The sequence below is a fragment of the Cobetia sp. 3AK genome (assembly GCF_029846335.1).
GTDB lineage: Bacteria > Pseudomonadota > Gammaproteobacteria > Pseudomonadales > Halomonadaceae > Cobetia > Cobetia marina.
In genome coordinates, this window is sequence record NZ_JARWKR010000005.1 from 235,739 (window position 1) to 261,124 (window position 25,386).

Below are 25,386 nucleotides of genomic sequence, written 5' to 3' on the forward strand. Positions count from 1 at the left end.
GGGCAATGTCCGAGGCCTCGAATATTTGGACAATCGTTTGACAAGCGTGAACGATTGTCACGTTTGGCCCGCATGCCTTATTCACCGGTGTCGCCTTGTATAGAGTGTGATCATTGATTGACTGTCCTCAAGGGAGGGGGCGTGGATGAATGATCTGATGGTACAGGTGGACAGGCAGATACACCGCAACGGCGGGCTGGGTATCGATTTCCCGGACGAGATCGAGGCGCGGTTCGAGCGGGACATCCACGCAGAGCGCAGTCACAAGCTTGTCTGCATGGGGGCGGTGGCGATCAGCATCTACCTGCTGTTTCTGATCAATGACTGGCGCTTTCGGCCGGATCACATGCTGGAAGCCATCATCATCCGGGTCGGAGTGATGACGCCCATCGCGTTGCTCTGCATCTACCTGCTCAAGCGCGGTGTGACGCCGGTGTTGCGCGAGATGCTGATGACCGCTCTCGTGTGCTTCGCAATGATCTTCACGGCCCTGTTGATCCAGTTGTCAGTGTCACCGCATTCCTTTCTGGATCTGTTCGCGCTCGGGCTCATCGTGCTGGTGGGAAATGTCCTGTTCCAGCTGCGTTTCTGGTACGCCCTGTGTTCCTCGGCCTTCCATTTCTGCGTGATGCTGTACCTGGTCACCGCCCATCCTGCCCCCTATGAGTCGGCAGGGTTCATGGCGTTGATGGTGTTCTTCTCCATCACGCTGTTTTCCATCATCTCCAATCTGCGCAGCGAGAAGGCCGAGCGGCTTTCCTACCTGTTGCTGCTGCGCGAGCAGTTGCGGGTCGAGGAGTTCACGGAGAAGAATGAAGAGTTTCGGCGACTTGCCTCCATCGACCCCCTGACGGAAGTCTACAACCGCCGCCACTTCGACAGCCTGGTGAGTTCCCTCATCGGCAAGCAGGTCGATCGCCGACTCCAGTACGGCGTCGCCATGATCGATGTCGATCAGTTCAAGGCCTACAACGATCACTACGGTCACGTGAAAGGCGATGTCTGCCTCAAGCGCATCGCGACGGCCATCTTCGAAAGCGTGCACCCCGATGTCGACATCGTGGCGCGTTTCGGGGGGGAGGAGTTCGTGGTGCTTCTGCCATCCTGCTCCCCGCAAGCGGCGCTGGCGCGAGCGGAGGAGATTCGCGAGCATGTCAGCGGACTGGCGCTACCGCATGCGGGCAATCCGCAGCAGGGGATCGTCACCATCAGCGTGGGGGTCTCCGCCGCAGGCAGCGGGGAGGATTACGACTTCGAGAATATCCTGAATCAGGCGGATGAAGCGCTCTATCACGCCAAGGCCAGAGGCAGGGACCGCTGCGTGCTGTCACCTCGCTCGCTGCCCGAGACCCCGGTCACCGCTGACGCCTGATGGCGTACTTCTGCATCTTCTTGACCAGTGTCGATTGATTGATGCCCAGCGAGGAAGCGGCAGCACGCGTCGTGGCATGTCGCTCGAGCGCCCGGTGGATCAGTTCCCGCTCCAGGGCCTGGGTGCATTGCGTGAGTGTGGCGTGGTGCTCGCGCACTCCGGCAGGTATCGTCGCAGCGGCAGAGGGGGCCGCGAGACCGCCTGGCCCCAGGCATTCTGCGGGCAGCATGTCCGTGGTGATGAGCGTCTGGTCGGTGGTGACGACCAGTCGCTCGACCAGGTTGATCAGCTCACGGATGTTGCCCGGCCACTGATGCGAGGCCAGCAGTTCCAGCACCTCGGGATCGAAGTGGCGAACGCGGGCATGGCGTTGGCAGAAGTGACCCAGATAGTGGCGTAGCAGCGGGATGACCTCACCACGGCGCTCGCGAAGCGGGGGCAGCGTGATGGGGACGACGCTGAGGCGATAATAGAGGTCTTCGCGAAAGCGCCCCTCCCTCACGCGAGCGGCCAGGTCATGATGTGACGCGGTCAGCAGGCGCACGTTGGTCCGCCTGAGCTCGGTCCCGCCCACGGGCATGAAACGTTGCTCCTCGACGACCTTCAGCAGCTTGGCCTGCAGCGAGAGTGGCAGGTCGCCAATCTCGTCGAGAAACAGCGTGCCACCATTGGCCACATCCAACAGCCCCTGTTTTCCCCGGGCATTGGCACCGGTGAAGGCCCCGGGCGCATAGCCGAACAGTTCCGCCTCCAGCAGTCCTTCGGGCAGGGCGGCACAGTTGAGTTCCAGAAACACGCCGGCAGAGCGTTCGCTGTGCTCGTGAAGATAGCGGGCCAGCAATGTCTTGCCCGTGCCCGTCTCGCCTTGGATCAGGACCTTCACATCGGTGGCGGCCACGCGTTCTGCCAGCGCGAAGCAAGCGGCCGTGGCCTCGCTGGTGACGAGTTCCAGTGCCTGCTCGTCGGTACCGGCGTTGACGCTGTAGGTCTCGTGCAGGGAGTGCAGCTGGCGAAGCTGTTCCTGGGCATGCTTGGCGCGCAGCAATTCGGTGATATCACGCACGCTGGTGACGACGTGACTCAAGGCGCCATCCCGCGCGTGCATGGGCAGGCCACTGACCAGGATCTTACGGCCATCGTGCAGGCTCTGGACCAGAGTGACGGGCTTGCCGTCACGGATGACCTCCAGAGAGACCGACTTGGAGATATAGCCTCTGCGCACCAGTTCCTGCATGTGCCGGCCCAGCACATCACTGCGCTTGAGCCCCGTGATGCGCTCATAGGCCTGGTTGATGGCCACGGTCACCCCGAGGGCGTCGGTGATGTAGACCCCGTCGTGCAAGGCATCCAGCACTCGCTGCACCGGAACCTCGGCCAGCAGGTCCGTGGCGGTGTCCGGTGGGCCGTCCGGCCCGGCGGCGAGGGTGCGCTGATTCGACCGGGCGAGGCGTTCCTTGCGCTCGGCGGCGGATTCCACTTCCTGGCGCGTCAAGACGCCGATCACCTCGCCGCGGGTGTCGATGACCTCGACGGCCTCCAGTGACTGACGTTCCAGCAGTGCCAGCGCCGCTTCCAGCTTGAGATCCTGTTCCACGTTCTGCATTGAGGGTTCCCCTGACAGAAGCCCCCGCGCACTCAGGCGGCGGGGGGCCATGGGGTTACGATACGTCAATGCGAGGATGTCGTGGAAACGGTTGGCGTCACGTCACTGGCGGGAGCGTCGATATCGCCCTTGCCGAGATCGCGGCTGAAGGTCTCGTCGTTTTCCCCCGAGAAGAAGCGCTTGCCGTAGATCAACAGGCACAGGGCGATCCCGATTCCGAAGGCCCAGGCGGCGCCCTTGATCACCAGAACGGCGGCGATCACGCCGGCAATGCCGAGGTCACGCTGGCTGCGGGCTTCGAGAATCCCCAGTCGTACGCTGACATAACCCTGGATCAACAGGGTCAGCGCCAGCGCGATCCCCAGAATGGGCTGGACCAGACTGACGATGGGCAGCAACAGCAGGCCGGTATTCGTGCCCCAGCGGAAGGAGCCTGAGCCCCCGAACAGCGAGTGCATCGCCTGCTTGCCTTCCTTGTAGCGCTCGACCACGACGACCTGCATGGCGGCCCACAGCGGCCCGCACATGGTGACGTCCGGACCGAACAGACTCATCAGCGTATTGCGGCCACCGAAGATCATGTGGGCACGGTTGGCGTCATAGTCGATCTTCTCGTCAGGCCGTGACTCATCGGCTTCCTCGACCAGCGCCTTGGATTGCAGGACATCGCCGAACAGCACGATATAGGCGGCCAGTACGGTGGGCAGGGCGGTCAGGAACATCGACAGCGGCGGCAAGCCCACGCCAAAGACGGTGTACTGGCTGAACATGGTCACGAAGTCCGGCTGACTGAAGCCCCACTGCACGTCAGGCCAGGCGGCCTCGCCGACCAGCGGTGCGACGATGATCGCCAGCAGGATGATCGGGAAGATCCCCAGCTTGCCCAGGTTGCCCCAGAACGGATTCGAGGTCTTCAGCCTTGCGAAGTGGCGCGAGAAGATGATGTAGAACGCCAGACCCACGGCGATGCTGATGGTGATGGGATAGGTATCGAAGCGTCCGCCTTCCTTGAAGACCACGCTGATCGCGGCCAGGCCTGCCCCCATGATGATGCCGGCCTTGATGGCCGAGGGAATCAGGTTGACCACCTTGCTGGCCAGCCCCGTTCGTCCGAGCACGATGGCCAGTATCCCGAGCATCAGCTGGAAGGCGATCAGGGCATGCACCCGCGTCTCGCCCTCGGGGAAGGTGGCCACATAGGCCATCAGCAGAGGGATGGCCGGCGTGATCCAGCCGGGAATGACCGGGTCGCCCAGCAGATGGTGAACGAGATACAGCAGCCCGTTGAGCATCACGATGGCCAGGGCGGCTTCAAACGGCATGCCCAGCAGCTCCGTCATCAGCGGGATGGCGGCGAGATCCACCGCGCACATCAGAAGTCCCTGCAGATAGTCGGGCAGCTCGAATCGGTAGTGCAGGAAGGGCAGGCGAATCTTGAAAGGCCCCAGGGCGTAGTAGGGGCTTTCCTCTCCGGGTTGGCGGGTTTTCCAGTGGCTCATGATGGCGTTCCTGTTGTTATCGTTATTCATCTTCACCTGGGGTGGAGATGGTGTTCACGAGAAGGGGCAGTGCTCATGCCTGGCGGGCTTCACCAGGCGGCGCGATAGATGCACTCGATGTCGTGCTGGGTCAGTTGGCGCGGATTGTTGCGCAGCAGGCGTTCCACCTTGACGGCATCTGCCGCAAGCGACGGAATATCCTTTTCGGAAATGTCGAAATGGCGCAGGCCACTGGGGATGTCCACGTCTCGGCACAGCTGGTGCAGGCGCTCGACGACCAGTTCGGCCGCGGCCTCATCCTTGAGTGCATGATGCGCAGTATCCAGTGCCTCTGCGATATCCCGGAAGCGTTCGACGCAGGCCAGCGCATTCCAGCGCATCACATGCGGCAGCAGCAGGGCGTTGGTCACGCCATGGGGCAGGTGGTAGCGCCCGCCCAGCGGGTAGGCCAGGGCGTGGACCGCCCCGACCCCCGCATTGCCGAAGGCCATGCCTGCCAGCAGACTCCCCGTGGCCATGGCTTCACGCGCCTCGAGATTGCCGGGATTGGCATAGGCCTTGGGCAATGCCTTGATGATCAGGCGCATGGCCTTGATGGCCAGCGCATCGGTGATGGGCGTGGCGAAGTTGGACAGGTAGGCCTCGATGGCATGCACCAGAGCATCGACGCCGCTGGCGGCAGTGACATGGCGGGGACAGCTGACCGTCAGCTCCGGGGCGACGATGGCGACGTCCGGCAGCAGGTAGTCATTCACGATACCTTTCTTCATGCGTGCTTCGGTGTCAGACAGAATGCCGATGTTGGTGACTTCGGAGCCGGTGCCTGCCGTGGTCGGCATCGCGATCAGCGGTGCACCACGCACACGGGCCTTGTCTTCCCCGAACAGGCTTTCCAGATCGCCGTCATGGGTGGCGTACACCGCCACGCATTTGGCGATGTCCATGGCGCTGCCGCCGCCCAGCGCGATCAGGCCATCGCACTGCGCCTCGAGGTAGACGCTCATGCAGTCCTCCACGATGTGCACTTCCGGCTCGGCACTGACCTCGCTGAAGATGCGGTAATGGGTCAGCTGGCCATTGGCCTTCAGTACATCGAGCTGATCCGTGATCGGCTTGAGGGTACCCGACCCCAGCACACCGGGGTCGGTGACCACCATCGGGCAGCGCATGCCCAGGCGAAGGATTTCTTCACTGAGGCGTGATGAGGCCTGTTGGCCCGTTATCAGGCGGTGGGCGGATTTGAAGCTGGCGATGCTCATGGCGATATCCTGTCCTGGATGACATGGGGAAGGGCGCTGGTTGGCGTCTCCTGTCATGATGGATAGCAAATGGCATGCCAGTTTCTTGCTCTTTACAAGCCGCTGAATTCATTGGGTTTTTATTGAGTTTTCGCCTAAGGTCGCTACGCCCAAGGTCGATGTTCTGATGCCATATGGAATCACTCGCGTGGCTTGAGTGATGCGTTATGTCATCAAACGCGATGCGATGATGGCAGGTGACGGACGATCGAAAGCCGCGATTCTGCACGGGTCACTGGTCTCTTTGCCCCAATGTCATTATCGTTTGATGAAAACCGCCGAAGAATTGATGAAAATCGCCATATGCCTGATACCCCGACCGCGCTGGACATGAAGCCCTTGAGCACTGGCGCGCATCCCTACCCGCGGCCGGACTCACCACCCGTGCTGGCGCCCGGCGCCGCCGAGAATACGCTGAATGTCTGGCTGGTACCGCGCTTCTCGATGTTGACGCTGTTCTGCCTGCTCGAGCCCTTGAGGGTCGCCAATCGCTTCGGGCGGGATCTGTTCGCCTGGCGGCTGTTGTCAGCGGATGGTGAGGCGGTGGTGGCCAGCAATGGGGTCCGTATCGATGTCGATGGTCGCCTCGATCAGCTGATGACGGGGGAGCCCCGGCAGGCACCGGAAGCGGTGTGTGAACAGGCCTCGGCGTCCATGGCCCGGATGCGCCTGATGGTGGTGTCGTCCTATGAGCCAGAAGCGAGTGTTGACAGTGAGTCGCGTGCCGTGCTGCGTTGGCTGGCGGCCCATGGTGCCTGGCTGGGGGGACTGGATACCGCCCCCTTCATTCTGGCGCGGGCCGGTGTGCTGGCGGGGCATCCGGTGGCGTTGCACTGGGAAAGCGTGCCGGCCTTTCAGCAGGAGTTTCCTGAGCTGGACGTCAGCTCGGCCCCTTATGAATGGCAGGGTGAGCGTCTGACCGGCTCCGGCGGGGCGGCCAGCATCGACATGATGCTGGCCTGGATCGAGCGGCTCTATGGCCCTTCGCTGGCCGATGCCGTGGGACGTCAGATCATGCACCAGCGCACGGCCGTGAATGTGGAGAGCCCGACTCCGCGCGATTCGTCGTTGCCGCGCAGTGTCGTGCGGGCGCTGGCGGTGATGGAGGCCAATCTTGCCCAGGCCCTGCCCATTCCGGTGGTCTGCCGGCTCGCGGGGCAGTCACAGCGCCAGCTGACGCGCCTGTTCGTGGCGCAATTCGGCGAGACCCCCAAGCAATGCTATCTCGGCATGCGTCTGGATCATGCACAGCGGGTGCTCGCCGACAGTCGGGTCAGTGTCTCCCAGGCGGCCTTTGCCACGGGATTCACCCATCTGGCGCACTTTTCTCGTGCCTATCAACAGCGTTTCGGTGAGGCGCCCAGCGTGACGGCGCGTCGCGGACTGGCCGCTGAATGAACGGCCATCACGCTCGCGTGTGGCGCATGAATGACAGTTTCGTCGTCTGAGGATGCTATGGGTATGAACTGGATAACCTGGCTGGATCTGGCCGGTGTGATGATCTTCGCGCTGACAGGTGTCGTCGTGGCCTGTCGTTCGCGGATGGACCCGATCGGCATGCTGGTGCTCGGCGCCGTGACCGGTATCGGCGGCGGCACCCTGCGTGATCTTGTGCTGGGCATCAGACCGGTGTTCTGGGTCGAGCAGCCGGTCTATCTCTGGGTGATCCTGCTCACGGTGGGCGTGGCGACATTGGGCTTTCACTACATTCACCGTCTGACGCGGGTCTTTCTGCCCGTGACGGATGCCTTCGGCCTTGCGCTGTTCACCGTGCTGGGCGCTCACAAGGCCCGCATGATGGGGGTAGAGGGCATCGTTGTCGTGGTGATGGGCACCATGAGTGGCGTGGCAGGCGGCATGATCCGGGATGTACTGGCGCGCCGCGTGCCGATGGTGCTGCGTCAGGAAATCTACGCCTCGGCGTCGCTTGCGGGCGGGATTCTCTATATCGCGCTGCTCGAGCTCGAGATGCCGCTTGCCTGGGCGACAGGCGCGGCCATCGTGATGGTATTGATGATTCGACTTCCGGCTATCTACTGGAATCTGACGCTGCCGACCTTCGCCTGGGTCATCATCCCGCCACCGGACCTGTCAGCGAGTGGTGAACCCCGCACGTCGGGCACGCCCTCAGACAATCAGCGCGAGCAGGGTGACGCCGAATTCGCCACCACCCTGGGGGGCTCAGTGGGGCTCAGCAAGCTCGAGGCCTCGATGAAGATCGACCAGCCCCCCGAACCGCCGATGCTGCCACGCCGTACTCCCAAGGCGCGGGTGCGCATGCTGCGCCCCGGGGAGAGTCGGCGAGGCAGGAACTGAGCACGGAAGGCCATGGCGTGATCGCTTGGAAGCGGTGCGTGATTGTGGTGCAAGAAGTGCCTGACAGGTGCCGATCATTGCGATTTCTGCAAAGATACGGGCCGAACAAGGGGTCATCAAGGTCTGACAAGGGCCATCGTCTTCTGGGAGAAGTTTCATCATGCGCAGTCGCTCACAAGACCTTGAATGGTTGCTGGCGGTGGTCGACAGCGGAGGGTTCAGTGCTGCCGCCAAGCAGCGGGATGTGCCCGTGGCCAAGGTGTCGCGGGCCATCCAGCGGCTGGAAAGCGAGCTTGAGACACCGTTGTTGACTCGTACCACCCGCAGTGTCGCCCTGACGGACGAGGGGCGTGCTTTCGTCGAGCGCATCAGGGAAGGGCTGCAGCAGTTGAGCGAGGCCGAAGACGTCTTGCGTCAGCAGCGTGATCAACCCAGCGGCCGTCTGCGGGTCGATGCCGCCAGTCCTTTCGTCCTGCATCAGCTGGTGCCGCTGGTGGGAGAGTTCGAACGTCGCTATCCCGGCATTTCCCTGGAGCTTTCGGCGGGTGACGACATCATTAATCTGCTGGAGCAGCGCACCGATGTCGCCATTCGCATCGGCGAACTCGAGGATTCGACCCTGCACGCCAAGGTACTGGGGCGCTCGACCCTGCACCTGGTCGCCAGCCCCGCTTATCTGGCAAGGCATGGCACGCCGACGAGCGTCGCGGCGCTGGCGTCGCATCGCCTGCTGGGATTCCTGCCGCCCAGTCGCCTGAATCGCTGGCCACTCAAGGGTGCGCCCCGGGAGCTGGAAACGACGCCGCACCTTTCCACTTCCAGCGGTGAAGTCATGCGCCAGCTATGCCTGGCCGGCCACGGCATCGCGCTGATCTCCCGCTTCATGCTCGCCGATGACCTGGCGTCGGGCGCTCTGGTGGAAGTGCTGCCGGGGCAGGTCCAGTCGCCCAATCCGCGTGAGCTTATCCAGGCGGTGTACTACCGCAACAGCACGCTCTCGCCCCGTATCAGTGCCTTTGTCGAGTTTCTTGCGTCGCGCCTGGCGTTGTAGGGAGCCGAGGGGGGCTCCCCAGTCGTTTCAGCTCCTGCCAGCGGGTGGTATAGCGTGAGCTGCGATGCGCGCAGCGCAGCTGCCAGGCGGCATCCGGGCGCGCGACGCCCAGACGCACGGTGCCACGGCCCATCTTCTGATTCATCGCATCCAGTGTCGCCATCAGCTGCTGGTTGCGTTCTCGTCTGGCGATATCGGCCTCGCTGTCGAGCAACGAGAGCTGCTCTCGGGGCTGGTCGATGAGGTCCAGCAGCATCACGCCTGCCTTCATGAAGCGATAGCCGCGCAGATAGATACGCTCGAGCGCCTGATGGGCGGCGGCGAGTATCTCGCGGCTGTCGCTGGTCGGTTCGGGGAGTTCGATGATGGTGCTGGGCGAGTATTGCGGGAGATCCGGGCGGTGGCGGTTGCTCTTGAGGAAGACCAGCACGGCACGTGTCTGGCTGCCCTGATGGCGCAGCTTCTCGGCGCCGCGCTGAGCGTGCTGGCGAATGGCATCCTTGAGCTCATTCATGTCATCGGTCATGCGGCCGAAGGAGCGTGAGGTCATGATGCGCTGACGGGCATCATCGGGGTCGTTCATCTCGAAGCAGGGCGTGCCTTGCAACTCGCGCACGGTGCGCTCCAGCACGACGGAATAGCGCTGACCGATGGCGCGCGGGTCCGCACAGCGCAGGTCCCAGGCGGTATGCAGCCCTTGCAGTGCCAGCCGTTCGACCAGGCGATGGCCCACGCCCCAGACATCGCCCAGCGGTGTGTCTTCCAGCAGGCGCTGGGTGCCGACTTCGGCAGGTTCCAGCACGCAGACGCCGCCGAATTCCGGCCGCTTCTTGGCGGTACGGTTGGCCAGCTTGGCCAGGGTGCGAGTGGGGGCTACGCCGACACATACCGGGATGCCGGTGAACTTGCGCACATTGCGGTGCAGGGTACGACTCAGCGCCAGCATCGCGTTGCGGTCAAAGCCATCGAAGCGCACGAACATCTCGTCGATGGAGTAGGGTTCGACCCCCGCGCTGTATTCCTCCAGCACGTCGCGCACGCGCGCCGACATGTCGCCATACAGCTCATAGTTCGAGGAGAGCAGGTGGATGCGTCCCTCGCGTACCAGGGATTGCAGCTGGAAGGCCGGGGTCCCCATCTCGATGCCCAGCGCCTTGAGTTCCTGAGAGCGCGCGATCACGCAGCCGTCATTGTTGGACATCACCCCCACGGGGCGGCCTTCCAGGCGCGGATCAAAGACTCGCTCACAGCTGGCGTAGAAGTTGTTGCAGTCGACCAGCCCGATCATCGGCGCGCTCATACCGCGTATTCGTGGATGACGGAGCGCACCACCCCCCAGACCTGACACTCGAGATCGACGATGGCCACCGGTGGATACAGGGCATTGCCGGAGCACAGATACGGCCGCTGGCCGATCAGTTCGTAGCGCTTGACCACCACCTCGCCCTCGACCAGCGCCACCACGATATGTCCGGGGCGGGCATCGATGGAGCGATCCACGACCAGGGTGTCATTCTCGTAGATGCCGAAGCCTTCCATGCTGTCACCTGCCACCGTCATGAAGAAGGTCGCTGCCGGACGCTTGATCAGCCGCTCGTTGAGATCCAGCGTCCGGCCAGCGTAATCCTCGGCCGGTGACGGAAAGCCGGAAATTCCCGCACGCCCCGTGATGTGGGGGTATGGCAGCTCACATGGCGCAGGAGCGGGATGAGGGCGAGCCAACGTCTCGTGAGTGGCAAGGGGGGCAGATGCGGTCATGGAAAGCTCTCCTGTCATGGCTGTATTTATATACAGTATCCGTGGCAGGCAAGCGTTAGGCAACCGCTAATATGCAAAGCCGCCTCAAGTGAAAGTGGCCGCTGCGAAGCCCGGATGGCGAGGGTGTTATGCTCGGCATCGGCGAATGCCATCGGGCGCAAGGTCCGGTGTCTACGTGAAAGGCGGATTCACTGTGGAGAGCCATGAACGAACTGACCCAACGACTGCGCACCTTCCTCAAGGTGGCGGAGCATCAGAGCTTCAATGCGGCTGCGCGTGAGCTGGAGATCGCCAGCTCCACGGCGACGCGTCACGTCAATCATCTGGAGCGACAGCTGGGCGAGCCGTTGCTGGTGCGCACCACGCGCCATGTGCGGCTTTCGCCTGCCGGTGAGCGAGCCGTGATCCGTTTCCGTGCCATCCTGGGCGAGGTGGCTCAATTGACGGATGAGCTCGAGACGCTGAGTGAGCGAGTCGCGGGGCCGCTGCGCATCTCGGTGCCGTGGCGATATTCGCGCCTCTATCTTGCGCCGCTGGTGAGTGAATTCATGCAGTGCTACCCCGAGGTGGCGCTGGATATCGTCAGCAGTGATCAGCGTGTGGATCTGATCGAGGAGCAGTTCGATGTCGCCATCCGCATCGGCCATCTGGAAGACTCGAGTCTGATCGCACGGCACATCAGTGACCAGCGTTTCGTGCTGGCCGCGGCGCCGTCCTATCTCAGTGCCCAGCCGCCCATTCGTCAGCCTGAGGACCTGGAGCGGCACCGCCTGCTGACCTTCAGCTATACCACCGCCAATCATCACTGGCGGCTGGTGCAGGGTGAGCGGGAGCACCGCATCTCGGCGCGAGCACGCGCGTTGCGCACCAACAACGCCGACATTCTGACCCAGGCAGCCCTCGAGGGAGCTGGTGTCGTGGTGCAACCGCTCTGGGCCATCCGTGAAGAACTGGACCAGGGACGCCTCGTGGCGGTGCTGGAGGACCATCAGGTCACGTCGTCGGATTTCGACACTGGCATCCATGTCGTCTTCGCGCGCGAGAATCAGCACAATCCGCGCGTGCGTGCCTGGGTCGACTTCCTGCTCGCCCGCCGCGAGCGGCTGGCCGGTCGCTAGCAGGTTCTCATCAGGCAGCCATCAATAGAGGATATCGCTGCGGATGATGTACTTGGCACCGTCGCGGATCGGCTCGCCGGCATGCACGCAGTGCTGCGGATGCGAGCCATGCGGGAAGCACAGTACGCCACCCTTGGGCGTTGCGACCGAGACTGTCTGGATGTCGTCCCGTGACTGGGCAGGCCTTTCGGGGTCGCGACGGCTGACCAGAAACTCGGTGCGCCCGCCGGTATAGCCATCGCTCAGGAAGATGAGGAAGGTGTACTGGCTCATCAGGCCCGGATAGGCGTCCTGGACGATCTCGCCATTGATGACGCGACTGCCCGGCCAGGCACCATCAGTATGCGGCTTGAAGAAGTCACCGGTCTCGTAGCGATAGACACGAAAGCGCGCATTGATGCCTTTTGCGCCCTCGCCTTGGATCTGCTCGGTCACCAGCGGCGCCGAGCGCGCCCAGATGACCTGATCGATGGCGTCACTGACGACCCAGTTGACGTTGTGGTTGTGGCGTACCGAACGCGGCAGGGAGACGGGCGCATCCTCCTCGAAGCCCATTGCCTCCAGGGTGGCGACGAAGTTGTCGGCCTCGGCAGGCGTCAGCACATTGAGCAGCTGGAAGGCGCCCGGGACACCCTCGACCTCCTGACGGACCACCTCTGGTGTCGCCTCGGTCTCGAAGAGGTCAGACACGTCACCGTTGTCGGTCCAGATGGGCAGGGGCGTGGGAGAGAAGCCGCGTTCGTGACTGACGGCGTAGAAGGACAGGCTCATGGCAAGACTCCTGAATGGCATGATCACGAATGTTGCCCGAGAGGCTAGTGCACTGCCGACGACAGAAAAAGGCACCTGACGGCAATTGGTCATTGCACGAATGGCAATGATCAATGTCCGCCTGTCAGGTTGAGGCCGACGATCGACAGCACGATGAGGCCGATGCAGGCCATGCGGCGAAACGAGAAATGCTCCCGCCAGAACAGCACCCCGATGATGGCGCTGACCACGGTGCCGATGCCGGAGAATACGGCATAGGCGATGCCCAGGCTGATGGTGTCCATGGCCAGATACAGCAGGCTCAAGGAGGCGCTGAAGCCCAGCGCGACCAGCAGCACACCCCGTCGGCGGCGGTGGTTGGCGTATTGATTGAAACCGGTGACGCCGACGACTTCACAGCAGCCGGCGGCGATCAGATAGACCCAATCCATGTCATCCCTCCTGCTCATTCACTGACGGTGGTCTGTGGTGTGGCACTCGCGCGAGGTTGCTTGTCGGCAGGCGCGCCGGGGGCCGTCTTGAGCACGATGATGCCGATCAGCATCAGCACCACGAAGCCCAGCGTGGACCACTGGAACTCGAGATCGAAGAACAGCAGGTCAGTCACCACCGTCCCCAGCGTGCCCAGGCCGACGAAGATGGCGTAGGTGGTGCTGGCGGGCAGTGTCCTGGCGATCTGGGTGACCAGACTCAGGCTGATGATGACCAGCAGCACCGTCAGTGCCCATTCCAGTGGACTGTCGGCGACCTTCAGGCCCGTGGCCCAGCCGATTTCGCACAGGGTCGAGATCAGGAAATAGAGCGTGATGCGCATGGTGATCGGGCGTCCTTGTGAGGTGTCGGGAAAATGAGGCGTTCAATCGCCAGCGAAAGACATGCGTTGCATGAATGCGAGTCTATATGAGTTTTTGTTGATGTTTCTGGCCATGAAAAGGCGGAGGGAGCCCCTCCGCCTGGTGCCTGGCAAGTCGTCCGCGCAGCTCCTTCTCACAAGAGCGTCAGATGACCAGAAAGCGTCAGGAGGCCAGCGGCGTGGTCGTCGCCTGAGCAGCTGACTCCTCGTCGGATGGCGCCTCGGCCGGCTGGGCCAGATAGGCTTCCAGCGAGTCATCCATCGCCTCAAGCCACGGCGTGTGATGTCTGGGCGCCAGGGTGCCGGTCATCAAGGAGCGATAGCCGTGATCGCGGAAGGTCATGATGTTCTCGTGCTTGTGATGCTCCCACTCGAGGAAGGTGCGATTCACGCCATCGATATCGAAGCTCGGGTAGTCGGTCTCGCTGATCAGCGATTTCACGTAGTCGCCCTGGAAGACGATCATCGCCTCGTCGCTATCCAGCGTTTCCTCACGCTCGCGCCATGCCTGGCTATCGGCTTGCATCGCCGCTTTCGCCGGCAGTGTCTGGGTGCCGAGAATCGCATCGCGCACCCACCAGGCCTGGGCATCGAACATGTTGAAGGTGTACCACTGGTCCTGCATGCCGAGATAGAACAGGCGCGGATTCTCTTCCCACACCACGCCCTTGTAGAGCCCCAGTGGCCACATGCGGTTGGCAGTCTTGAGGCGCAGCGACTCCTCGAGGAACGGGAAGTGATGCAGATAGCCGGTGCACAGGATGATGGCATCGACTCGCTTGTGGCTGCCGTCACTGAAATAGGCGGTATCGCGATCGACCTTCACCAGCAGCGGCTTCTCTTCCCAGTTGTCCGGCCATTTGAAGCCCATCGGAGCGGTGCGATAGCTGGTGGTGATGCTGCGCGCACCGTATTTGTAGCACTGCGAGCCGATGTCCTCCGCGGAATAGCTGCTGCCGAGCAACAGCAGATCCTTGCCCTTGAATTCCAATGCATCGCGGAAGTCATGTGCATGCAGAATGCGGCCATTGAAGGTCGCGAAACCGGGGAATTCCGGCACGTTCGGAGTCGAGAAATGCCCGGAAGCCACGATGACGTGATCGAATTCTTCGCTGGTCACCAGATCGAGCGCCTGATCATGCACGCTGACCGTGAATTGCTGGGTAGTCTCATCGAAGGTGACCTGACGGACCGGACAGCCGAAGCGAATGTACTTGCGCACGCCAGCCTTCTCGACACGCCCCTTGATGTAGTCGAACAGCACGGCGCGCGGCGGGTAGGAGGCGATAGGGCGCCCGAAATGTTCTTCAAAGGAGTAGTCGGCGAACTCGAGACACTCCTTGGGACCATTCGACCACAGGTAGCGATACATGCTGCCGTGGACCGGCTCACCGTGGGCATCCAGGCCGGTGCGCCAGCTGTAATTCCACAGACCACCCCAGTCATCCTGCTTCTCGTAACAGACAATCTCGGGGATCTCGATGCCCTTGTCGGCTGCGGATTGAAAGGCGCGCAATTGAGCCAGTCCACTGGGGCCTGCGCCGATGATCGCGATACGTTGGGTCATGGATACCATCCTGTTCTTGTTGTGTCTTGATGCGTTACCTGAGGTTTCGTGACGTGATGACGTCGAGAAACACTGACAACGAAACAGGCTAGCGAGATGTGACCTGGCTGCACATTGCTCGGAAAGGGTAGCCATAAAGGAGTATGCGACGTCGATACCATGCTCGCCGGATCATGCGGAATCCCCTGCCAGGTCCGAGGTGTCGACGGCGAAGATGATGCCTTCCACGGCCAGCGGCGTGCCGTCAGGTGAATAGATGCCATGGCCCTTTTCCTGTACCCGGCGCACGTCGCCATCGCGGTGGCGAATGCGGTAGGCAAGGGTGAAGGGCGTGTGTGCCTGAAGGGCGGCCTGTACCTGGTCCCACACGCGGTCGGCATCCTCGGGGTGGATCATGTCGCCGTAGGTGAGGGAGGGATGATCGAGCAGGTCGCGCGGGCTGAGGCCGGTGATGGCCAGGCAGCCGTCACTGATGTACTCCATCGACCAGTGGCGGTTGTTGCGCGCGCGATAGACCATCGCGGGCAGGCCCTTGATCAGGCGCGTCAGGCTGCGCAGGTTGGCGGCGTCGATCTGCTCCTGCTGCACGCGCTCGCTGATGTCATGCAGAGTGAGCGTGGCGGGCCAGGGCGAGGCCAGCGAGAGCGACTGGCTACGGACTTCACACCAGCGATAGTGGTGGTCCGGCCCGAGGATGCGCAATCGCCAGCAGTCAGGCCGCTCACGGCGTGACACGTGCCGGGCGAGCACGTCCCAGCGGGCGTGATCTGCGGGGTGCAGTGCTTCCCGCAGGCGCCGCGGTGCCGTGCCGCCCCCCTCCGTCCGAGAGGCGGTTGGCGTGTCTTCCCGTGGGCCGCTCGATTCGTGTCCGCTCAGGGCCTGCCAGCCACGCGAGGCATAGAGCAGCGTGCTGTCAGCATCCACCACGACCACGGCATCACTCAGGCTGTCGAGAATCGCCTGTGCGCTGAAGGGCGAGGCCGTCGAGGCGGGTGAGGCGGAGGCGAACTGTTCGAGAAAGCGCATCATCTCAGGCTCTCCTTTTCGGCCCGTGTCATGGCCTCTTTGGCGCTTGTCGCGTCCTCGGCGGGCGCTCGGCTGGCATCACTCGCTGGCGTCAGCGGGTGGGCGTAGACCCAGGCGGCCAGCTCCAGTCGCGAATGCAGATCCAGCTTGCGCAGCAGATTCTTGACGTAGACCTTCACCGTGCTGTCACTGATGCCCAGCTCGCGGGCAATCAACTTGTTGCTGAGGCCGCGCCCGATCCATTTGAGGGTATCGCGCTCACGCTCGGTCAGACCGCGATGCCAGTCCGCCGTCTCGGTCTCAGCCATGCCGTCAGTCAGGGCAGCGTCTGTCGCCTCGGTCAGCGGCACGCCCGGACCCGGCGTGGGAACGCCACCTTCCGGCGGTGCATGTTCGCGTGCCGAGCGCTGGCGGTGGTCCTGCTGCAGGCGCCTGGCCAGCAGCAGCAAGGTCTCTTCCTCCAACCCCAGCTTGCCGTCGATGACGGCCTGCAGGCGCTCGAGAATGCGTTCGGGGGCGGTGTCCTTCATCAGGTAGCCATCCGCCCCTTGCTGGATGGCATCCAGCAGATGACGGCTGTCGTCGGAGGCGGTCAACAGTACGACCTTGAGGGCGGCATCACGCTGCTTGAGATGGCGCATCAGGGTCAGGCCATCGAGTTGCGGCATCTGCCAGTCGACGATCACCAGCTCGGGGGCGAGGGCGGGGAGGCGCTCGAGCAGATGCGCACCATCATCGAAGTCGGCCACGACCTCGAACAGGCCACCTTCACTCAAGAGCTCGGCAAGCCCGCGCCGAAACAGCGGATGGTCGTCGACGAGTACCACTCTTGTCGGGAGTGTCGGGTGCGTCGAGGGTGTCGAGGGTGTCTGTCGTGTCGCGGTCATGTGTCGCGGCGCTCCCAGCTCAGTGTCACGCGGGTACCGCCCTGGCGGGGCTGGGTGATGGCGAACTCGGCCCCGAGGTGGCGCGCGCGATCCTGCATGATGCCCAGCCCGAAATGCGCGGCGGGGATCTCGGCGGGATCGAACCCGCAGCCGTTGTCCTCGACGGTCAGCAACACCCGTGCCGCCGGCTGCGGCCCTGAAGATTGATAGAGCAGTTGCAGGCGCAGGTGGGTGGCCCTGGCATGACGCACGCTGTTGGTCATCGCTTCGCGCACGATGAACATCACCTGCAGGGACTGGGCATCGGGGAGGTGCAGTGACTGGATGCGATTGTCGAGCTCGAACACCATGCTGGAACGGGTCTCGAATTCCTCGATCAAGGCCTCCAGCACACAGGCAAGCGGCGCGTCTCCCCAGGTGGCGTGCGCGCCATTGATCAGTTCACGGGTCTGGCGGAAGGCGCGCCGGGCCTGGGTATGCACCTCCTCAGCCAGTGCCTGCACCTCCTGTGGCGCATGGCGGGCGGCACGTGTCAGGCGTGCGCTCTGCATCTGCAGATAACTCAATTCCTGGGCGAGGGTATCGTGCAGCTCCGCCGCCAGTTGTCGGCGTTCGTTCTTCAGGGCCTGCGCCACCGCTGCCTGCCTGTCTTCGGCGTGACGCGCCTGTTGCTGCTGCAATGCCAGCCCACGGCTCAGAGCGTCGATGACGGCGTGTGCCAGCGGTGTCTCGCGTGAGGGGGCTGCGGCTGCCGGCTCTCCAAGCCACAACCAGTCATCGCCCGTCGCCCCTCTGCCCGTCTCCCCTCTGTCAGCGGCGTCCGTGAGGGCGATCAGCACGCCACCCGGCGTGCCGGCTATGCCTGACGCCTGCTGTCGGGCGCCGGGATCGCGAGCGATATCCCTGACGACTTCCTGCAATCTCTGGCGCGCAGCGGCTGACAAAGCGATGCCGGCAGGGGAAATCACCGCATGGGTCGCCTGACCGGGTGCGCGATGCACGACACAGAGTTCGCCAATCGAGGAGTGCGCCATGCCGCTTTCAGGACAGCCGTTCAGCATGTCCAGCAGCTCTCTCAGCACGGATGGCAACGCCTCCTCGAGGTCAGCGCAGGTAGCGATGCGCAAGGTGATGGCATCGAGGTGGTGTCTGTCACGCAGATCAGGCGGCGGGATGGCAGCAGGGCGAACGGGAGTCTCGGCATCGGCGCGACAGCCTCGTGCGCGCTGGACATCAAGGCGATGCGCTATCCCTTGCGATGCAGGCGCCTTGCCTGTCTTCGATGCGCCGAGACTGAGTGCCATGCGAGTTCCTCTGTCGTTTCGCCGCCCCTGCGGCGCGCCATGATTCGAGTGTCACACCAGCAAGCTTCATGCCAGCGAATGGATTACTCCTTCATGGGTACCTCTCTTGATGGATTGTCGGCGCATCTACTGAGAGTAAATTTAATTAACCATGAAGAACGTGGTGCGCGACGCAAGGGGTCATGCACCATCCAGGCACATCTGATCCAGGCTTGCCCTTCGAGGACTTCCTTCGACTGGCTCGCCTGCCATGACAACAAGAGGTATCACCAGGATGGGACTTGCAGTCGAGATACCCGCAGCCACGCCGAACCAGCCGTATCGTTACCGAATCGCCGGCCTGGAGGTGTTGGCACTTGATCTGTCGCCTGGCGATAGCGTGCAGGTGTCATCCGTGGACGGTGCGCAGTCCTGTGAGTGGCTGGCACTGAAGGCCACGGGTGGTGAAGTCGCCGAGGCGGCACAGCAGAGCGGGGAAAGCCCCCGCGAAGCGGTGAAGGGGGCAGGCACGACAATCGAGGCGTCGCTTGCGCACTTCGCGAGCGTCGTCAGTCCGGGAGATCACGCCTTCGCCAGTCAGCCTCAGGCCAGCGAGGCGCAGGAGACGTCCGGCAACAGGAGTCCGCACACTCGGAGTCCGCACACTCAGGCACGCCTGGAGGCGCTGGGGGTCGCGCATTGCCCGCCATCGTACTGGCAGCGCCTGTCAGCGGCCGAATTGCCGGCCGAGATTCGCTGGCCGCTGGAAGCGCCTGCCGCACGCCTGATTCTGCTGGCCCCCGGCAGTGACATGACGATAGAAGGAGAGCGGCTGGCCACCGAGCTTGAGGTGTCCCATTTCTGCACCGGGCTTGTGGGGCTGGAACATCTGCCGGTGCCGCTGGCGCCGATCCGCCAGGAGACGAGAGTCGCGGCGGGGACGGTCGAGGTCTATGAGGTCAAGCAGGGCGAGTGGATCCAGATCATCGATGTGGCGGGGCGTCAGTGCTCCGACTTCGTGGCCTTCGACGCCACTGCCTGGGCACAGGGCGAGGAGCTGGGGCTGGATGCCGGCGCCACGCGCAGCCTGTCCGGGCATTGCATGCCCAATCCGGGACTGTATTCGGTGTTCTTTGATCAGCACCTGCATCCGATGCTCGAGGTGATCCAGGACACGGTCGGACGCCATGACAGCTTCATGCTTGCCTGCTCGCCGCAGTATTACGAACACCACGGCTACTTCGGTCACGACAGCTGCACGGTCAACTTCAACAATGCCCTGTCGGCGTCTCATGGTATCCGACAGCGTGCCAGCTGGCCGGCCATCAACTTCTTCTTCAATACCTGGGTACAGCCCTGCGGCACCCTGGCGGTGGATGAGCCCTGGTCACGACCCGGCGACTATGTGCTGCTGCGCGCCGACCGTGACCTCATCTGTGCCTCATCCGCCTGTCCGGACGACATCGACGCCGCCAACGGCTGGGTGCCGACCGATATCCATGTGCGTATCTACGCCGCTGAACATGACTTCCCCCGCGGTATCGCCTATCGCAACCGGCCCGAGGAATTGCCGCGCATGACATTGCCCACCGCCTTCCATCCCTGCACCTCCGCCTTGACCAAGCAGTACATCGATTACCACGGCTACTGGCTGGCCACCCATTACGAGGGGTGGGGGGCCAAGGCGGAGTATCTCGCCTGTCGCGAACGGGTCGCGGTGATGGATCTCTCCGCATTGCGCAAGTTCGAGGTCGCCGGACCGGACGCCGAACGCCTGTTGCAATATGCGCTGACCCGCAACGTGCGCCGACTCTCCATCGGAGAAGTGGTGTATTCCGCCATGTGTCAGGAAACCGGCGGCATGCTCGATGACGGCACCCTGTTCCGCATGGGCGAGCAGACCTTCCGCTGGATCTGTGGTGATCCGGCCAGCGGCCAGTGGCTGCGGGATCTCGCAGAGCAGCAGGGCTATCGCGTCACGGTGCGCGACTCCACCCATCAGCTGCACAACATCGCGCTGCAGGGGCCGAAGAGCCGCGAGGTGCTGGCGCCGTTGATCTGGAATGCGCGTACCCAGCCGGAGGTGGAAACGCTGGGCTGGTTCCGCTTCATGGTCGGTCGCCTGGCGGGGCCGAATGGCATCCCGCTGATGGTGTCGCGGACCGGCTATACCGGTGAGCTGGGCTATGAAGTCTGGTGTCATCCCAAGGACGCCCCGGCCGTGTGGGAGGCGATCTGGGCGGCCGGTGAGCCGCATGGCATCGCGCCGCTGGGACTGGATGCCCTCGACATGCTGCGGATAGAGGCGGGGTTGATCTTCGCTGGCCATGAATTCTGTCCGCAGACGTCTCCCTACGAGGCGGGCATCGGCTTCACCGTGCCGATGAAGAGCAAGGAGGATGATTTCGTCGGGCGTGCGGCCATGCAGCGCGAGACGCCGGAATCCCGCCATCGGATCATGGGCCTGAGGGTGGACAGCAGCGAGCTGGTCAGCCACGGCGACCTCGTCTATCACGGGCGTTATCCGGTCGGGGTGATCACCAGCGCGACCCGCTCTCCCTTGCTCAACCAGTCCATCGCCATGTGTCGTCTCGCCCCGGATTTCTCAAGCCCCGGAACGCAGCTTGAGATCGGCCAGCTGGATGGCCATCAGAAGCGCCTCGCCGCAGAGGTGGTGACATTGCCTTTCCATGATCCTGAGCGCCTCAAGGTGCGTAGCTGAGGGATGCATGGCGCATGACCGAGACCTTGCGCGTGAGGCTGGCCGGTGACGATCCGTATATGCAGTACGACTCACGTCATATCACGGTGCAGGACGCCGCCTGCCTGCCTCAATAACGAACACCCTCTTGCCAGGTGGTGATTTTCGGGCTTCATATGTGAAGAGGTGTCCACGATTTCGAGAAGATATCAATGAAAACAACGTATTGCTGAAGGTGGCCATCAGGGGTCATCTGGCATGTCGCTTGCTTTATCCAGCAGGTCCCCCTTGAAAAACAACAACAACCTTCGGGCAGACAGGGTTTCCACCGGCAGGCATGCGGTGGCAGACCCGGCCCGGAAAAGGAGAAAAGACGATGGATGAAAAGACGTTGCAAAGCATATTGGATATGCACCAGGCGATGAACATCGAGGTGTTCTACTGGTGGTGTACCGCCATCATGTTCCTGATCCACGCAGGCTTTCTGGCCTATGAAATCGGTGCCTCCCGTTCCAAGAATGCCCTGGCGTCCGGCATGAAGAACGTGCTGACGCTGGCCTCGATCATCCCCGCCTTCTACTTCGTGGGCTGGTGGATCTACAACGCCTTCCCCAACGGGCTGATTCCCATCGAGGCTTCCGCGGCACTGCCCTGGAGCGCGAGCATGCGCCCGGACGCCGATGACATGGGCACCGGTATCTTCTTCGCGGCCTTTGCCCTGTTCGGTGCGACCACGGGCTCGATTCTCTCGGGCGCGGTGATCGAACGCATCCGCCTGGGCGCCTTCCTGTTGCTGGCGGTGATTCTCGGTGCGGGTGTCTGGATCCTGGCGGGTGCCTGGGGCTGGCATCCGGATGGCTGGATGCTGCACAAGCTGGGCTACCACGATGTCGGCGCGGCGGGCGTGGTGCACGCCGTGGCTGGCTTCTTCGCGCTGGGCGTGCTGCTCAATCTGGGCGCGCGCATCGGCAAGTACAGTGACGATGGCAAGCCGCAGGTGATCGCACCGCACAACATGCCGATGACCTTGATCGGGCTGATGCTGATCATCGTCGGTTTCTTCGGCTTCCTCGGTGGCTGCATCATCTTCAACACCGGTGACATCGGCTGGACCACCATCTATGGCAATCGCACCAACCTCTCTGCCTTCGCCTTCAATACCCTGATGGGCTTCGGTGGCGGCGTGATCGGTGCCTATCTGTCCTCGCGTGACCCGTTCTGGACCATGTCAGGTGCACTGGGCGGTATCATCACCGTCGCGGCGGGGCTGGATCTCTACAACCCGGGCCTGGCCTTCGTGCTGGCGGTCACCGGTGGCGCCCTGATGCCGAAGATCGGCGCGCTGCTCGAGAAGCGTGGCCTGGATGACTCCGTCGGTGCCTTCGCGGTACATGGCTTCTGCGGCTTCTATGGTGTGGTACTGGTGGGTGTCTTCGCCGCGGGCTTCCCGAATGTCGGCGAAGGCGTGCCGGACGTCTCCTTCACCGGGCAGCTGACAGGCGCGGTGGTGATGGCAGTGACGGGCTTCGTGCCGGGTTGGGGCGTTGCCTATCTGCTCAAGAAGTTCAACCTGCTGCGTGTGCCGCCGCATGTCGAAGTGCTCGGGCTGGACCTGTTCGAAGTCCCGGCCAAGGCCTACCCGGAGAGCATGGCAACCGAGTCATCTTCCAGCGTGCCGGCACGTTCCGGTGGGGTAGTGGCAGCACCGATGGACAAGCGTCCCGATATCAGCTGAGTCGGTTCTGACGATTACCCGCATGAGGATTGGCTCGTTTGTTGCAGCGTTCATTGCCATCTGTCCTGAAGTCTGGCTGCCAGCCAGTGACGGAGCGAACGGGCCGATTCGTTTTCTTTCTTCTCCAGGAGTCTTGTCATGGAAACTGTCGATACTGCGGTACATGCTGCCAACTATGCGTTCTTCTTCAGCAATTCAGGGATGGTGGCGGTCAGTCTGTTGATCGCGGCTGGCGTCTGCATCTCGTTGAGCGTCAATATCCTGCGCCATGAGAAAGCGTCATTCCGCAGCAAGAAGACCCTCTGATCCATCGGGGCCTTCTTGCTCCGCAACCACAGAATGCACAACGCCGCGAAGCCATGCTTCGCGGCGTTGTGCATTCTGTGGGCCCGATGTCACATGTCAGGTGACACAAGGCCGTCAGTCACTCAGATCCTGTCCGTCACTCAGACCTTGTCAGTCGCGAGGGAGCGTTCGGCGGCTGTCTCGCCGCCTGCTTGTCTGGCGCTCTTGTCGGGCTGCGCCAGGAAGGCTTCCAGCGAATCATCCATCGCGTCGAGCCAGGGCGTGTGATGGCGCGGGGCCAGGGTGCCGGTCATCAGCGAGCGGTAGGAGTAGTCACGGAAGGTCATGATGTTCTCGTGCTTGTGGTGCTCCCACTCGAGGAAGGTGCGATTGACGCCGTCGATATCGAAGCTCGGATAATCCGTCTTGGAAATCAGTGACTTCACGTAATCGCCCTGGAAGCGGATCATCGATTCATCGCTGTCCAGTGTCTCTTCCCGGTCACGCCATGCCTGACTGTCTGCCTGCATGGCCTCGCGGCTGGGCAGCGCGATCTCACCGCGAATCACGTCACGCACCCACCATGCCTGCGCATCGAACATGTTGAAGGTGTACCACTGATCCTGCATGCCGAGATAGAACAGGCGCGGATTGGCTTCCCAGGCAGCGCCCTTGTAGAGACCGAGCGGCCACATGCGGTTGGCTGTCTTGAGGCGCAGCGGTTCATCGAGGAACGGGAAGTGATGGAGGTAGCCGGTGCACAGGATGATGGCATCGATCTTCTTGTGGGTGCCATCGCGGAAATAGGCGGTGTCGCGGTCCACTTTCTGCAACAGCGGCTTCTCTTCCCAGTTCTCCGGCCAGGTAAAGCCCATCGGGGCGGTGCGATAGCTGGTGGTGATGCTGCGAGCGCCATACTTGTAGCACTGTGAACCGATATCTTCGGCAGAGTAGCTGCTGCCGATCAGCAGCAGATCCTTGCCCTTGAACTCCAGCGCATCGCGGAAGTCATGTGCATGCAGAATACGGCCATTGAACTCCGAGAACCCCGGGAACTCAGGCACGTTGGGGGTCGAGAAGTGACCGGAAGCGACGATGACGTGGTCAAAATGCTCCTGAACGACCGCATCGGCCTGCTGGTCATGGACACTGACGGTGAACTGCTCGCGGGTGTCGTCAAAGCTGACGTGGCGCACCGGGCAATTGAAGCGGATGTACTTGCGCACGCCTGCCTTCTCGACCCGACCCTTGAGGTAATCGAAGATGACCGCGCGAGGCGGGTATGAGGCGATCGGGTGGCCGAAATGTTCCTCGAAGGAATAATCCGCGAACTCCAGACATTCCTTGGGGCCGTTGGACCACAGGTAGCGATACATGCTGCCGTGGACGGGCTCACCATTCTGATCAAGACCGGTTCGCCAGCTGTAATTCCACAGGCCGCCCCAGTCGCTCTGCTTTTCAAAACAGACTATCTCGGGAATGTCGATACCCTTGTCAGCGGCAGATTGAAAGGCGCGCAGCTGTGCCAGGCCACTCGGCCCTGCGCCAATGATCGCAATGCGTTTTGTCATGGGTATTTCCTGTTGAGACTGTAATGAGACGTCGTGTTCCGTGAACCCCGCGTTGCGGGATGTCGTGTTGACCAGGTGCTTTTTCCTCTGTAGTGGAACGCGATAATAATGAGCATTATCCAGCGCTTGGGTGGCCTGGAAAGGTAAGGAATCCAGTTGACTGGCCACCTGTCATTTCGCTGAGCCTGAGCACGGAAGGCGTATTTTTTATTGCCTTGAGAGTCATCTACGGCTCGCGGAGCGTGAAGCATCCTCGCAGAAATGATGCGTCATCTCAAATGTGAGGTATTGATTCTGAGTGCATGAAGTGTACACGATCATGAGAGTATTTAGACTTTAGTGGCAAGATCCTTGTGGATTGTGTCTTTCTCCAGAACGGCCAGGGTGAAGGATGTGATTTATCGGCTCATGGTTGGTGTGGCTCTTTAGTAAATTGTTGATTTTCAGCATTTTTTTATGTCGTGGTGGTTTGCCATGGCGTTGTCTGGCGTGTTTTCCGTGTAGAAAAAAGAAGATTTACGTGTTGCAATGCTGCTTGTAAGATGGATGATTTTCTGTCTCTTCAATGCGTAATTTGTCAAACGGGTGGTGGTCTGAAATATCCTCATTGTCAAGCAGGTTGGCGCTCGTGATTTTGAGGTGTGGAGTAAATAAGGGTGTGAGAAGGATGTAAGCGTAGTGTCAGAGTAGTG

Annotated in this window: 21 protein-coding genes; 8 read left to right on the forward strand and 13 right to left on the reverse strand. The window is 62.3% G+C overall.

The features are described 5' to 3' along the window. Positions 1–145: 145 nt before the first annotated feature. Complete coding sequence (locus tag QD228_RS09215) at positions 146–1,372, forward strand: GGDEF domain-containing protein (protein WP_279875313.1); 1,227 nt, start codon at positions 146–148, stop codon at positions 1,370–1,372. Here QD228_RS09215 and QD228_RS09220 read toward each other — a convergent pair. The 3 genes from QD228_RS09220 to QD228_RS09230 form a co-directional block, all read right to left on the reverse strand. Then, entirely contained in the window at positions 1,356–2,975 is a 1,620-nt protein-coding gene (locus tag QD228_RS09220) for a sigma 54-interacting transcriptional regulator (RefSeq protein WP_279875315.1), read from the reverse strand. The genes QD228_RS09215 and QD228_RS09220 overlap by 17 nt on opposite strands. A gap of 65 nt (positions 2,976–3,040) precedes the next feature. Continuing rightward, a complete protein-coding gene (locus QD228_RS09225; protein ID WP_077371203.1) occupies positions 3,041–4,474 on the reverse strand; it encodes a hypothetical protein in 1,434 nt (477 codons plus the stop codon). An 89-nt stretch (positions 4,475–4,563) separates the two neighbouring features. Then, positions 4,564–5,733 (reverse strand): iron-containing alcohol dehydrogenase, encoded by a 1,170-nt coding sequence (locus tag QD228_RS09230; protein ID WP_077371205.1) that lies wholly within the window; start codon positions 5,731–5,733, stop codon positions 4,564–4,566. Positions 5,734–6,075: 342 nt separating this feature from the next. Between QD228_RS09230 and QD228_RS09235 the strand changes: the two genes are divergently transcribed. From QD228_RS09235 to QD228_RS09245, 3 genes are all read left to right on the forward strand, one after another. Beyond that, the gene (locus tag QD228_RS09235) at positions 6,076–7,170 is read left to right on the forward strand and encodes a helix-turn-helix domain-containing protein (protein WP_254696513.1); all 1,095 of its coding nucleotides are present in this window, start codon (positions 6,076–6,078) and stop codon (positions 7,168–7,170) included. A 63-nt stretch (positions 7,171–7,233) separates the two neighbouring features. Continuing rightward, positions 7,234–8,088: a trimeric intracellular cation channel family protein gene (locus QD228_RS09240; protein ID WP_347882128.1), complete on the forward strand. Its 855-nt coding sequence runs from the start codon at positions 7,234–7,236 to the stop codon at positions 8,086–8,088. 160 nt (positions 8,089–8,248) lie between these two features. After that, complete coding sequence (locus QD228_RS09245; protein WP_084208438.1) at positions 8,249–9,139, forward strand: LysR substrate-binding domain-containing protein; 891 nt, start codon at positions 8,249–8,251, stop codon at positions 9,137–9,139. Here QD228_RS09245 and QD228_RS09250 read toward each other — a convergent pair. After that, positions 9,096–10,427: a Y-family DNA polymerase gene (locus tag QD228_RS09250; protein ID WP_279854889.1), complete on the reverse strand. Its 1,332-nt coding sequence runs from the start codon at positions 10,425–10,427 to the stop codon at positions 9,096–9,098. The two genes, QD228_RS09245 and QD228_RS09250, sit on opposite strands and share 44 nt — an antisense overlap. Before the next feature lie 8 nt (positions 10,428–10,435). After that, positions 10,436–10,897 (reverse strand): translesion error-prone DNA polymerase V autoproteolytic subunit, encoded by a 462-nt coding sequence (gene umuD / locus QD228_RS09255; protein ID WP_176503848.1) that lies wholly within the window; start codon positions 10,895–10,897, stop codon positions 10,436–10,438. Positions 10,898–11,100: 203 nt separating this feature from the next. Between umuD and QD228_RS09260 the strand changes: the two genes are divergently transcribed. Continuing rightward, the gene (locus QD228_RS09260; RefSeq protein WP_176494115.1) at positions 11,101–12,015 is read left to right on the forward strand and encodes a LysR family transcriptional regulator; all 915 of its coding nucleotides are present in this window, start codon (positions 11,101–11,103) and stop codon (positions 12,013–12,015) included. Between the two features lie 21 nt (positions 12,016–12,036). Here the strand turns inward: QD228_RS09260 and QD228_RS09265 are convergent, their stop codons facing one another. The 7 genes from QD228_RS09265 to QD228_RS09300 form a co-directional block, all read right to left on the reverse strand. After that, positions 12,037–12,786, reverse strand: coding sequence for a 2OG-Fe(II) oxygenase (locus QD228_RS09265; protein WP_176503849.1), 750 nt, complete (start codon positions 12,784–12,786; stop codon positions 12,037–12,039). A 110-nt stretch (positions 12,787–12,896) separates the two neighbouring features. Further along, entirely contained in the window at positions 12,897–13,217 is a 321-nt protein-coding gene (locus QD228_RS09270) for a multidrug efflux SMR transporter (RefSeq protein WP_136939268.1), read from the reverse strand. 14 nt (positions 13,218–13,231) lie between these two features. Then, entirely contained in the window at positions 13,232–13,600 is a 369-nt protein-coding gene (locus tag QD228_RS09275) for an SMR family transporter (protein ID WP_279875317.1), read from the reverse strand. A 202-nt stretch (positions 13,601–13,802) separates the two neighbouring features. After that, positions 13,803–15,206 carry an NAD(P)/FAD-dependent oxidoreductase gene (locus tag QD228_RS09280; protein ID WP_136939270.1) on the reverse strand — a complete coding sequence of 468 codons (1,404 nt, stop codon included), beginning with the start codon at positions 15,204–15,206 and terminating at the stop codon, positions 13,803–13,805. A gap of 171 nt (positions 15,207–15,377) precedes the next feature. Then, positions 15,378–16,235, reverse strand: coding sequence for a PAS domain-containing protein (locus QD228_RS09285; protein ID WP_279875319.1), 858 nt, complete (start codon positions 16,233–16,235; stop codon positions 15,378–15,380). Beyond that, entirely contained in the window at positions 16,232–17,119 is an 888-nt protein-coding gene (locus QD228_RS17155) for a response regulator transcription factor (protein ID WP_347882129.1), read from the reverse strand. Before QD228_RS17155 ends, QD228_RS09285 begins: the two co-directional genes overlap by 4 nt. Next, positions 17,116–18,423, reverse strand: a complete 1,308-nt coding sequence (locus QD228_RS09300; protein ID WP_279875320.1) for a histidine kinase — start codon at positions 18,421–18,423, stop codon at positions 17,116–17,118. Before QD228_RS09300 ends, QD228_RS17155 begins: the two co-directional genes overlap by 4 nt. Before the next feature lie 274 nt (positions 18,424–18,697). Here QD228_RS09300 and QD228_RS09305 point away from each other — a divergent pair, with 274 nt between their 5' ends. The 3 genes from QD228_RS09305 to QD228_RS09315 all read left to right on the forward strand — a co-directional run bounded on the left by QD228_RS09305 (position 18,698) and on the right by QD228_RS09315 (position 23,144). Next, entirely contained in the window at positions 18,698–21,124 is a 2,427-nt protein-coding gene (locus QD228_RS09305) for an aminomethyltransferase family protein (protein WP_279875321.1), read from the forward strand. Between the two features lie 355 nt (positions 21,125–21,479). Beyond that, the gene (locus QD228_RS09310) at positions 21,480–22,838 is read left to right on the forward strand and encodes an ammonium transporter (RefSeq protein ID WP_077371230.1); all 1,359 of its coding nucleotides are present in this window, start codon (positions 21,480–21,482) and stop codon (positions 22,836–22,838) included. Between the two features lie 138 nt (positions 22,839–22,976). After that, positions 22,977–23,144, forward strand: coding sequence for a hypothetical protein (locus QD228_RS09315; protein WP_157109453.1), 168 nt, complete (start codon positions 22,977–22,979; stop codon positions 23,142–23,144). A gap of 140 nt (positions 23,145–23,284) precedes the next feature. Here the strand turns inward: QD228_RS09315 and QD228_RS09320 are convergent, their stop codons facing one another. Beyond that, on the reverse strand, positions 23,285–24,694 hold the full coding sequence (locus QD228_RS09320; protein ID WP_279875322.1) for an NAD(P)/FAD-dependent oxidoreductase: 1,410 nt from the start codon (positions 24,692–24,694) through the stop codon (positions 23,285–23,287). Between the last annotated feature and the right edge of the window lie 692 nt (positions 24,695–25,386).

Bases quoted from the DNA above. Each gene is read 5' to 3' on its own strand.
- QD228_RS09215 (WP_279875313.1), top strand. From the start codon at position 146: ATGAATGATCTGATGGTACAGGTGGACAGGCAGATACACCGCAACGGC.
- QD228_RS09220 (WP_279875315.1), bottom strand. From the start codon at position 2,975: ATGCAGAACGTGGAACAGGATCTCAAGCTGGAAGCGGCGCTGGCACTG.
- QD228_RS09225 (WP_077371203.1), bottom strand. From the start codon at position 4,474: ATGAGCCACTGGAAAACCCGCCAACCCGGAGAGGAAAGCCCCTACTAC.
- QD228_RS09230 (WP_077371205.1), bottom strand. From the start codon at position 5,733: ATGAGCATCGCCAGCTTCAAATCCGCCCACCGCCTGATAACGGGCCAA.
- QD228_RS09235 (WP_254696513.1), top strand. From the start codon at position 6,076: ATGCCTGATACCCCGACCGCGCTGGACATGAAGCCCTTGAGCACTGGC.
- QD228_RS09240 (WP_347882128.1), top strand. From the start codon at position 7,234: ATGAACTGGATAACCTGGCTGGATCTGGCCGGTGTGATGATCTTCGCG.
- QD228_RS09245 (WP_084208438.1), top strand. From the start codon at position 8,249: ATGCGCAGTCGCTCACAAGACCTTGAATGGTTGCTGGCGGTGGTCGAC.
- QD228_RS09250 (WP_279854889.1), bottom strand. From the start codon at position 10,427: ATGATCGGGCTGGTCGACTGCAACAACTTCTACGCCAGCTGTGAGCGA.
- umuD (WP_176503848.1), bottom strand. From the start codon at position 10,897: ATGACCGCATCTGCCCCCCTTGCCACTCACGAGACGTTGGCTCGCCCT.
- QD228_RS09260 (WP_176494115.1), top strand. From the start codon at position 11,101: ATGAACGAACTGACCCAACGACTGCGCACCTTCCTCAAGGTGGCGGAG.
- QD228_RS09265 (WP_176503849.1), bottom strand. From the start codon at position 12,786: ATGAGCCTGTCCTTCTACGCCGTCAGTCACGAACGCGGCTTCTCTCCC.
- QD228_RS09270 (WP_136939268.1), bottom strand. From the start codon at position 13,217: ATGGATTGGGTCTATCTGATCGCCGCCGGCTGCTGTGAAGTCGTCGGC.
- QD228_RS09275 (WP_279875317.1), bottom strand. From the start codon at position 13,600: ATGCGCATCACGCTCTATTTCCTGATCTCGACCCTGTGCGAAATCGGC.
- QD228_RS09280 (WP_136939270.1), bottom strand. From the start codon at position 15,206: ATGACCCAACGTATCGCGATCATCGGCGCAGGCCCCAGTGGACTGGCT.
- QD228_RS09285 (WP_279875319.1), bottom strand. From the start codon at position 16,235: ATGATGCGCTTTCTCGAACAGTTCGCCTCCGCCTCACCCGCCTCGACG.
- QD228_RS17155 (WP_347882129.1), bottom strand. From the start codon at position 17,119: ATGACCGCGACACGACAGACACCCTCGACACCCTCGACGCACCCGACA.
- QD228_RS09300 (WP_279875320.1), bottom strand. From the start codon at position 18,423: ATGGCACTCAGTCTCGGCGCATCGAAGACAGGCAAGGCGCCTGCATCG.
- QD228_RS09305 (WP_279875321.1), top strand. From the start codon at position 18,698: ATGGGACTTGCAGTCGAGATACCCGCAGCCACGCCGAACCAGCCGTAT.
- QD228_RS09310 (WP_077371230.1), top strand. From the start codon at position 21,480: ATGGATGAAAAGACGTTGCAAAGCATATTGGATATGCACCAGGCGATG.
- QD228_RS09315 (WP_157109453.1), top strand. From the start codon at position 22,977: ATGGAAACTGTCGATACTGCGGTACATGCTGCCAACTATGCGTTCTTC.
- QD228_RS09320 (WP_279875322.1), bottom strand. From the start codon at position 24,694: ATGACAAAACGCATTGCGATCATTGGCGCAGGGCCGAGTGGCCTGGCA.